Origin of the sequence: Arthrobacter sp. efr-133-R2A-120 (assembly GCF_030209835.1) — a bacterium.
GTDB lineage: Bacteria > Actinomycetota > Actinomycetes > Actinomycetales > Micrococcaceae > Arthrobacter.
Window position 1 is genome coordinate 44,677 of sequence record NZ_JARVRF010000012.1, and the last position, 8,540, is coordinate 53,216.

Genomic DNA, 8,540 nt, shown 5'->3' on the forward strand with positions numbered 1-8,540 from the left:
TTACCTTTCGAGTAGTGCATGTTCGGCCCACTCGGCCAGGGCAGCCAGGAAGTAGAAGGTAGCTGCGGCGATGAGTACTTCGCGCATCTTGTGAGCCACGTGACGCCAACCGTGTTCTCCTCTGACCGTTCCGAGAAGTGTTGGCCAAAATAGGCGTGCCCCGTGGATTGTGAGCGTCCACGCTACGATCTCGAGGGGAACGTGGACCGCGGTGAGCGCAACGGTCTGGTGAAGGCCAACAGCCGCTGTACTGGCAACCAGGCCCATCCCGAGCCAAAAGCCGTTGAGGATCATCATGACGATCGCACCGTAGTGGGTCAGGAAAAGAGCGAGAACAGCCAAGGAAGCGTTGTGCAGAAGTATTCCTGGCGCGCTAATCGAAGTCACGTCACTGCTGCTGCCCCACGTGAAGAGAGAAGCAAAACCTATCCCGCAGGCCATGGCGATCAGAATTTTCAAGGAATCGGTGCCCAGATACGGGAAGTGGGAACGCACGGCTTTGAAAGGAGCGCGAACGCTATTGGTGAGACGACTGCTCATTTTCGCGCTCCTGTTGGGCGCAGTTCGACTGTATCCTTTTGGCGGATCGCGAGATCGTAGTCGCTCCAGTGGTCATCCTCGTGTGTAGCCACGAGGACCAGTCGGCCTCTTCCTACGGCGAGGATTGACTGGCGTGCGACTAAAGAGGCTAGCTGGTCCAATCCGTTAAGGGGCTCGTCGAGAAGAAGGACATCGACGTTCCTGAGTGCCAAAGCTACTGTCAGAACAAGTCGCTGGCGCTGTCCGAGGGATAGGTCTGCGACCTTGGTTGGCATCATCAGTTCCGTCAGAAGATGATGCCCTTCATCTTCCGGCATCTCAGACGGGCCAATCAGCGGCCTGACCATATCCAAGTGTTCTTCTACCGTGAGGTAGTCGAGGGTAAGAAAGTCCGTGTCTAGATAGACCGCCGTGAAGTCCTTTCTCCACCGCTCGATTTCCGTGCACGACGTCGAGATCATACCGCCGAGGAGCTTGAGTAGCGTCGTTTTGCCGCATCCATTCGGCCCTCGAAGCGCAACAACGCCGCGGTCCGGAAGATCTACGGCAGCTCCGTCAAATATGACGTGGGATCCAAAGGCATGATCGACACGCGCCAGAGATTTCAGGTGTCCTCCGTTTCGGTGGCAGACAGTTCACGCAGCCATGCAGGCGCGTCGTTGAGAACAAGGGCGGCCAAGAGCACAGCCACGAGAGTAAGTCCGCCAGACGCGATGCCAAGCCAAGGACCGTTTGTTGCTTGCGGTGCAGCGGTCCTCAGAATGCCTGAGAACACAACTGCGAGGCCAGCGCAAAGTGCTGCGCCTAATCCGGCCTTGGATTTCTGCGCCAACTTCGCGATGTGCGAGGCCGGCATAACGGCCGTCCGACGCTGGACGATCAAGGCGTCGATGCTTATCTCGAGCGCGACAAGGGCAACGAGCAAGACCGCCGCCTGGGTGTACTTTCCCAAAAGGAGGAATACACACAACATAAAGGTCAAGGGTGCGGTTACTACGATCGCAGTTACCAGGCTGCGGATAATGAGGGGCTTTACCCAGGACGGTTTAAGCCTTACTAGGAATAGGGCAAAGCCCAAGGTTTCGGGTGACGAGATCCTTACGAAAGACGATCGATACAGAACTACCCCCGAGAAGAAGACAACGAGAGCAATAAACGGCGCCGTCCACGGCCACGGTGTCATTTCCATGACCGACAAGGCCAAGCTTGACAAGAAAAATAGACTTCCCGCCTTAATTGATAAATCAGTCAGCAACCCACGGCCATGCAGTGCACGGGGATGAGCGGTGACCCTGTATAGAACAGGCGTGGAAGCTGCCGTAAGAACAGTGCCTGCCATGATCAACAACAATTTGTAACCCAATCCAGAGCCTAGGGTGTCATCGACCTCCAACCACGACGCATTCGCAAACAGAAGAATCAAGCTGCTCGCAGATAAGGCAACAATCAAAATAACGAGCACCCGGCTCGCCGTTCTCTTCAGGGGTGCCACGACAAAAAATGATGAAACAACGAGGGCCCCGACGGCTAATAGATTACTAACCTCGTGCCACCGCAGGTTCTGAAGGATGAGCATGCTGGCAAGACCCAGATCCGTAAGGACCAAACCCGCGCGCATCCCAACCCCCAGGGGTGCTGACACGGTGTTCCAGCAACGGTGGGATTGGCTGTAGCGACGCCTCGCTTGTATGAGCGCTACTGCCAACAGCACCGCCGCGATGCTCACCAGGTCAGGAGTGCTTAGCGGAATTCCCAATGTGGCTAACCCAGCTGGCTGGGGCGTCCACACCATACCCACGCCGATGATGAGTAATGTCAACAAATGCCCAAAGATCAGTGCGTTGTTGATGGTCGTAGCGTGAGCTGGAAAGCCTAAACTCGACAGAAGGTCCTGGAACCGATGGGACCTGCGCCGAAAATCGTTTGTGAAGATGGCCTTGCACCCGGAGAGGACCACAGCGTATACACGAGTACGTCTTTGGGTGACGTCAGGCGAGTTCATTGTGGCCTTCTCATGGGCTGGTACGTAAGTGTTAGCGGTTTACCATGCAACGAACTGCTTCAGCGCCCACTTCTTGGCCAGACCAAATTTTCGCCATCTTCCATGTGAATGAGCCGTTGGTGCGGCTCCGGCTCTCAACGGGAGTTGACATGAATGTTCCTTTCATACAGTGATTTTCGTAGTCACCCGTCCGGCATCTCAGAGGGCTGACACAGCGGGCTCGTCATCCGGAGGAAGGACTCCCCCACAGCGAAATCTACGGTCAAAAAGACCGCCGAGGTAGCCGTTTGCCTGAATTTGAGTGGTCATTGCCCGAAATTGAGTAGTGATTGCCGCGGAATTGAGTGGTAGCCAGGCCGCCTATGAGTGTGCCGCCTGTGAGTGTTATGCGTGCGACGCGCCGGGTTCCGGCATCAGGGTATTTAGGACTTCGGGGTTCGACTCACGACGCGCAAATGGACTAGCGACGCAGGGGGATTCGGGCGTCGCCAGGAAATGTGCGTGTCGCCCAACAATATGGGTGTCACGCGTGGGCTTAGCGGCCTCGGGCCGCGTTCGAAATGACCGTGACGGCGTGCTCTACCGCGTACACGGGATCCCGGGAGAGGCCCTTTACTTGGGCATCCGCTTCTGCCGTGACTTGGATGGAACGGATCAGGCCTTCAGGGGTCCAACGCCGGACGTCCCGCTGGGCTTGTTCCACCAGCCATGGCTGCATGCCAAGCTGCTTGGCGACCTGTGCCGACGACCCCTGGGCTCCTGCAACCTTGGCCAAGGTGCGGAGCTTCGCGGCAAGGGCGGCCACCAGCGGCACCGGGTCAACCCCAGTGGCAAGGGCATGCCGGAGGCTGGACAGGGCCTGCGGCCCGTTGCCGGCCATGGCGGCGTCCGCAACCTTGAATGCCGTGGCTTCCACGCGGCCGCCGTAGTAGCGCTCCACTGTGGCTGCGTCGACCGCGGTGGTAGCGTCCGCGATGAGCTGGTTGCATGCGGCAGCGAGCTCGGAGAGGCTGGCGCCGACCGCATTGACGAGGGCCTGGACGGCTTCCGCCTCGATGCGACGGCCGCCTGCCTTGAATTCCGAGACGACGAATGCTGTTTTCTCGGCGTCCTTTTTCAAGGGTTGGCAGTCCACCACCGGCCATCCAGAGGACTTGATGGCGTCCAGGAGCTTCTTTCCGCGCACTCCGCCACCGTGGCGAAGGACCAACACGACGTCGCTCTCCGGTTGGGCTACGTATTTCAAGGCATCGGCAAGGAAGGCATCGGTCATCGACTCGAGGCCCTCGATCTCGATAAGTTTGGCCTCGTCGAACAGCGACGGCGTGACCGCCATTGCGAGGGAACCGGACTCGTAGCTTCCGGCATTGAGCTTGCTGATTTCCACTTCCGGCGCTGCGGCCCGCACCTGAGAGCGGATCCGATCCATGGCACGGATTCCGAGGTATTCCTCAGGGCCGGTGATAAGCACTACCGCGGACGGGGTAACGTCCCGCCAGCTGGCGGTGTTTGCCGCGGAAGTTTTAGCCTTGGAGACCTGGGCAGCAGCCAACGTTGCTTCCTTCCAGAAGGGTTTTTGCAGAATCCCAGTCTCCCACGTTCAGCGTCCCGGGCGGTGATCCTCATACGCGCGGCCCGCCTACGGGGCGGCGGCGAGACCCGGAATGGGCCTTGGCCCGTCGACGCCGGACGACCGACTCCCCCGCGGCTATGAGCAACACCAAGCGGCGGTGCAACGACATTACAGCTGAGCCCGCCAACGTCGGATGCAGGACCAGCCACACAATCAGGATGGTCACAACAGACCAGAGAAGCATGGTGGCGATTCCCGTTGGACCTTCAGGCCACGGCAGGGCCGCTCCCGGAAGTCCTGCGAAGAACCTGGCGATTGCCGCCACGATTTCCGCGCTGGCCCCGGCGATGGCCATGGGAATGACCGAAAGCCAGGGAATCAGCGGAACGAGGGGAACCGCAATGGTTCCCAGGATCGTCACGGGTGCGACAAACGGGGCGACTGCGATATTGGTCAGCAATGAGTAGCCGGAGAATTGGGGTTGCAAGGCCACGATGACCGGGCTGCACAGAAGTTGTGCGCCCAAGGGGACGGCGACGGCGGAGGCTAGCCAGGAGGGCACCCACGTCGGAGCCCAGGAGGCGATGGGCCGTGCCAACAGGACAATTCCCAGGGTAGCGAGGACAGACAAGAGGAACCCCACACTCGTACCAAGTGAGGGGTCCAGGATGAGCAGGCCAGTGACCGCGAGGCAGAGAAAGCCCAGGCTCCGGCCCCGCCGGCCACTACTCAGCGCGGTGAGGCCGATAGCACCCATGACTGCCGCCCTCAGGACGCTCGCGTCCGGTCCGACCATCATGACAAAGGCCGCCAAGCAAGCAAGGGCCACGATTGCCGCGACTCCCCTGGCAAGCCGAAAGCTCCTCGCGAGGAGCACCAGGCCGCCAAGAATGAGGCTGCAGTTTGCACCACTCACGGCGGTGAGGTGGGTGGTGCTGGTGGTTTTCATCGCGGCCTCCAGGCCTTCGTCCAGGCCGGTGGTGTCGCCCGTGACCATTCCTGGTAGGAGTCCGGCGGCGTCGCCCTGCAACCACTCGGCGGCGGAACTGAATTGCCTTTTCAATTGCGCTGGACCTTGGGGAATGTTGGCAGGTCCCCCCGGCTGGTGCCTTGCTTCCGTCTTGCGCCGCGAGTCCGGCCGCATGGGTGGGGTGGCGGCGGCAAGGACACCGGCCTCGACCTGTCCTGGCTTTGCCGGCTTCAGCTTGCCGGCGGTTCGTACCTCCTGTCCCTTGACGACCTGGTCCCAACCTTCGCCTCCGGTCAGCAGAATTCTTGTGCGGGTGCGGATCAACATGCCGTCGGCCGCCATATCAATCACTTCGGCGGGTACGGCCCACCGTCCCGATCCACGTGAGTCCGTGCCAAATTCGCGGGGATCACCCACGATTAACACATGAATGACAACCGAGTCGCGCGCCGCCGCAGCGTCGGCAACCGGACCGTCCTGGCGCGGTCCGACCTGCGTCGCGGCGTGGGCGGCCACGGCTGCGGCAAACAAACACGCAACAGCCAACGTGGCAGGAAAGGTCCTCAGGCTTTGAGGGGCCACGGCCCGAGCAATGAGAAGAAGACAGGCGGCGACGGCCAAAGCCACGCACACAACTCCCGTCCACAGCGGAGGTAGATAGGCGGAGGCAAGGGAAACAGCCCACGTGAGAATGGCAGAGGGGGCCAGTCGAAGGTCCACGCGCCCCGGGCCCGCCTTGCCTCCGCTCACCCTAGACCGTCACCAAGGGCAGAAGGGATTCCATCATCTTGGGACCAACACCATCCACTGCATCGAGGTCCTCCACGGAAGCGAACGGACCGTGTTGCTGCCGCCATTCGACGATCCGTTTTGCCAGGACGGGGCCGACCTTCGGCAAGGTATCCAGTTCCTCAGCGGTCGCGGTGTTGAGATTGACTTTGCCGCCGGCAGAGGTCCCGGCCCCCGTGCCACCGGCCGTTGGGCCACCGCCGACTGGTCCCGCAAGCTGCGACGGAGCCGCCTCCCCTATCCTCGGAACATGAATCTTCGCCGAGTCCTCGACGACGGCGGCAAGGTTGAGGCTGTCCAACTCGGCTGCTGGATCCGCACCACCAGCTGCAGCGATCGCATCGAATACCCGCGCACCGGCGGGCACCCTGACGATGCCCGGATTCTTCACCGCACCCGCGACGTGCACGATAAGTAACTGGGCGCCGTTGGGAGATTCCGGAGCCCCGTTGACACCGGCTTTTCCGCTACCCGTGCCCGCTTCCGGAGTTCCTCCCGCATGTGAACCTCGGACGAGGGGCTCAATCATCGGCTGCCCGGACCATGACTGCCAGAAGAACCAAACCACCAGCAGCAAACAAGGCAAAGACAACAACACCGCTACGCGCCATGGTGTGCGCCACCGAAGCCGCGATGGGGATCCTGCCTCTTCGGACAAGTCTTCGGTGGCTGACTGCGCTCCAGCATCGTCCATATCCGATGCGGATGCCATCAAGGTACCCATCGGAAGCAAAGGTTCCGTCTTGTTGTCGTGCCTCGGTTTCGCGACCGCCTCTTCGTCCGACGTTGGCGCAAGACGGACAGCGAATCGGAGCCGGGCGGCACTCGCAGCGTCGTCCGCGGGTGAAGCTCGGTTCCTACGTGGCATATCCACGAGCCTAGAACTTCCATGCTCGCAGCTGCAGCCCGGATCGGTGCTATGTGGACAGGGCCGCCGCAGAGTGCCTGTGGAGGATCAGTGGCCGCATGACACGGCCCAAGGCGGGCTCATATTTGGAAGTAGTGGTTTCTTCGGGGTTTCCGGTCCGGGTCGATGTGGGGTGGCGGGATGAACCAGGGCACGCCTGTTTGGACTTGGATGCGCCAGTCTTCCTTGTGGATCAGGTGATGGTGGTGGCTGCAGAGCAGCGTGCCGTTGGCGGCGCTGGTGGGTCCGCCGCGGGACCAGTACTCGATGTGGTGGGCCTCGCACCACGGGGCCGGCATGGTGCACCCGGGGAAGGCGCAGCCCTTGTCCCGCGCGGTGATGGCTTTGCGCAGGTGCGGCGGGAAGATCCTTGAGGCCCGGCCGATGTCCAGGACCTGGCCCTCGCCGCCCAGGACCACGGGGATGATGTCCGCGTCGCAGGCGAGTCTGCGCAACGTGGCTGCCGGGACGGGCCCGGTGAACGTGAACGACCCGGTGCTGCTGCCTTGCCGGGGGCGGTTGAACAATGCGGGCTGTCCGGGGGAAGGTGGCCCGGAGGGTGAAGACTGCCCGAAGGGTGAAGGTTGTCCGGCCTGTGAAGCTTGCCCGGGCTGGGGATGCCGGTGGTCGTGGGGGAAGAGGTCGCGGTGGTTGATGGTGGCCAGGATCTGCGGGCGGTGCCCGCCCGCGGCGGGCAGGGACCCTGTGGCCAGGGCGAGCCGGCAGGCGCCGACCAGACCGTCCAGCAGCTTCTGCGCCCTCGACCGCCGCTCCAGCGCCCCGGCACTCTCGGACGAATCGCCGGACGGTGACGGATCTACGCATGGTTCGCCGGATGCCTCGGCGGATGCCTTGCCGCATGCTTCCGCGCAGGCAGGAACCGCGCTGACCTGACCGGCGCCCTGGGCTGCTGTGCTGCGGGTGCGGGGGTTGGCAGCGGTGTTCATGACCGTGAGCAGGTGCTCGTATTGCTCGGTGGTGGCGAAGATCTCCACGTGTTGGAGCCCGTGCTTGGGGCGGCGCAGGAACGCTCCTTGGTGGTGGCGCAGGGATTCTTCGGACGGTTCCGGGCCGTCCTGGTCGATCGCGTCGACCCAGCGCCGCGCCAACCTGGCCAGGAAGTCCTGGTCGTTTTCCTCCGCGGTGCGGACCAGGGCGTGTTCCATCTCCGCGGCCTTCTCCGGGCCGCACAGCGGTCGGACCTTCGCCACGGCCGTCGTGATGATCCCGGCCGGGCGGGACCCGATCACGCCGGACGCCAGCGCCGCGGCGGTTTCCTCATGCCGGGCAGGGACCGTTTCTCCGGTCAGGCCGCGGCCCGGCAGCAACTCCCGGGCCAGCGCAAGCCGGCGGCCGGCCTCGGCGGTACTGATCCGCAGCAACGACCGCAGGTGCTCGGCTGTGGACCTGAACTCCCCGCCCCGGCCGCTTCCAGCCTGCGCGGAGCCGGCGGCGCCATCCTGCCCGGAGCCGGCGGCACCATCCTGCGTGTCCGTGGGGGCTGGCGTGGTCCCGGACGTCCAGCCCGCGCCGGAGCCGGTCTCCGCATCGGCAGCCCAGCCTGTCGTCCAGCCCGTGGTCCGGCCCGGCCCGGCGGCGGGTTCTTCGTTACGGGCCCGGTCCAGCCCTGCGGCGGCGAGCAGTTGGAGATAATCCATGGTGCGGGAGAGTGTCTCCACCCCGGACGCGAACGCGACGGCCTCCTGGAAACCCAGCCGTCCGACGTCGTCGGCCGCCTTGCCGGCCAGCGACCTCACTG

7 protein-coding genes are annotated in these 8,540 nt (G+C 62.9%); all 7 read right to left on the reverse strand.

Features of this window, described 5'->3' with window-relative positions; all coding sequences use genetic code 11:
* Positions 1 to 540 carry a hypothetical protein gene (locus QRN52_RS08260; protein ID WP_284752248.1) on the reverse strand — a complete coding sequence of 180 codons (540 nt, stop codon included), beginning with the start codon at positions 538 to 540 and terminating at the stop codon, positions 1 to 3.
* Complete coding sequence (locus QRN52_RS08265) at positions 537 to 1,148, reverse strand: ATP-binding cassette domain-containing protein (RefSeq protein WP_350225138.1); 612 nt, start codon at positions 1,146 to 1,148, stop codon at positions 537 to 539. The genes QRN52_RS08260 and QRN52_RS08265 overlap by 4 nt, the downstream gene beginning before the upstream one ends.
* Positions 1,145 to 2,542 (reverse strand): hypothetical protein, encoded by a 1,398-nt coding sequence (locus QRN52_RS08270; RefSeq protein ID WP_284752249.1) that lies wholly within the window; start codon positions 2,540 to 2,542, stop codon positions 1,145 to 1,147. Before QRN52_RS08270 ends, QRN52_RS08265 begins: the two co-directional genes overlap by 4 nt.
* 535 nt (positions 2,543 to 3,077) lie before the next feature.
* Positions 3,078 to 4,094, reverse strand: a complete 1,017-nt coding sequence (gene holA / locus QRN52_RS08275; RefSeq protein ID WP_284752250.1) for a DNA polymerase III subunit delta — start codon at positions 4,092 to 4,094, stop codon at positions 3,078 to 3,080.
* A gap of 70 nt (positions 4,095 to 4,164) precedes the next feature.
* A complete protein-coding gene (locus tag QRN52_RS08280) occupies positions 4,165 to 5,805 on the reverse strand; it encodes a ComEC/Rec2 family competence protein (protein ID WP_284752251.1) in 1,641 nt (546 codons plus the stop codon).
* A 31-nt stretch (positions 5,806 to 5,836) separates the two neighbouring features.
* The gene (locus tag QRN52_RS08285; RefSeq protein ID WP_284752252.1) at positions 5,837 to 6,742 is read right to left on the reverse strand and encodes a helix-hairpin-helix domain-containing protein; all 906 of its coding nucleotides are present in this window, start codon (positions 6,740 to 6,742) and stop codon (positions 5,837 to 5,839) included.
* Between the two features lie 119 nt (positions 6,743 to 6,861).
* On the reverse strand, positions 6,862 to 8,540 hold a 1,679-nt coding region (locus tag QRN52_RS08290), incomplete at its 5' end, for an HNH endonuclease signature motif containing protein (protein ID WP_284752253.1).

Bases quoted from the DNA above. Each gene is read 5' to 3' on its own strand.
- QRN52_RS08260 (WP_284752248.1), bottom strand. From the start codon at position 540: ATGAGCAGTCGTCTCACCAATAGCGTTCGCGCTCCTTTCAAAGCCGTG.
- QRN52_RS08270 (WP_284752249.1), bottom strand. From the start codon at position 2,542: ATGAACTCGCCTGACGTCACCCAAAGACGTACTCGTGTATACGCTGTG.
- QRN52_RS08285 (WP_284752252.1), bottom strand. From the start codon at position 6,742: ATGCCACGTAGGAACCGAGCTTCACCCGCGGACGACGCTGCGAGTGCC.